This window comes from Vibrio sp. Y176 (genome assembly GCF_033438945.1).
Window position 1 is genome coordinate 1 of sequence record NZ_JAWOQS010000320.1, and the last position, 814, is coordinate 814.

The following is an 814-nucleotide window of genomic DNA, read 5'->3' on the forward strand; positions in this document are numbered from 1 at the left end:
AGTTGGTCAGCTGCGGCTAAACCAATTGGAGCCGCAAGCGGATCGATATCTTGTGTCTGCTGCTGCGCTGCTTCCTCTTCTTTCGATTTCGAGCGACGACCAAGTAGCATGACAACCAACAACGCTAGCAGTGCCCCGGGAATCAGAGCTGCAAGTCCGACTAGCCAACCATTGGATAGAATCTTATCCATCGTACTTGGCTGCATGCGTTGCTGCTCAGCAACACGTTGGCGCTCTTCTGCCAACAGCTTTTCCACTTCCGAACGAATTCGCTCTTCGTCGTTAAGCTCGCTTTTGAGTGTTTCAACTTCGCTCTGAACTTGAGACAACATGAGGCGCAGACGATGGTTTTTCTCTTCTAGTGATTCAAGCTCACTTTGCGAGCCCTGCAGCTTGTCTTTTAGATCACTAACCTGCTTTTCACCTTGCGGTGACGTCGAAACTGGTGGCACGTTTGCTGTCGTTTCAACAGGTTTAACTGGTTCAGGTTTTGGTGGAGTAACAACTGGCGGTTTTGGCGCAGTCGGCTCTGCAACAGGTTTAGGTTTAACCTCTATCTGTTTAACTGGAGCTGGCTTTTCTGGCTTGGGTTGTTTTAGTCGTAACTCATGCGCCTTCATAATGGCAACAGCTTGCTCAGTCGTCGCACTGCGAACTTGCTCTAATGAAGGAACACGAAGACGGCTGCCTGGGATCAGCTCGTGGATGTTTTGATTGTCAAACGCTTGAGGGTTGATTCGATAAATGGCGAGAAGCGTTTGTTGTACCGAGACATTACGTGACGGTCTTAGCTCAGAAGCAATCGACCACAGTG

The 814-nt window shown here is 49.5% G+C and carries 1 protein-coding gene; it reads right to left on the bottom strand.

Translation table 11 applies throughout. From position 1 onward, the window contains the following. The coding region (locus R7O13_RS25820; RefSeq protein ID WP_318305067.1) for a FimV/HubP family polar landmark protein at window positions 1-814 on the bottom strand (814 nt) is incomplete at both ends.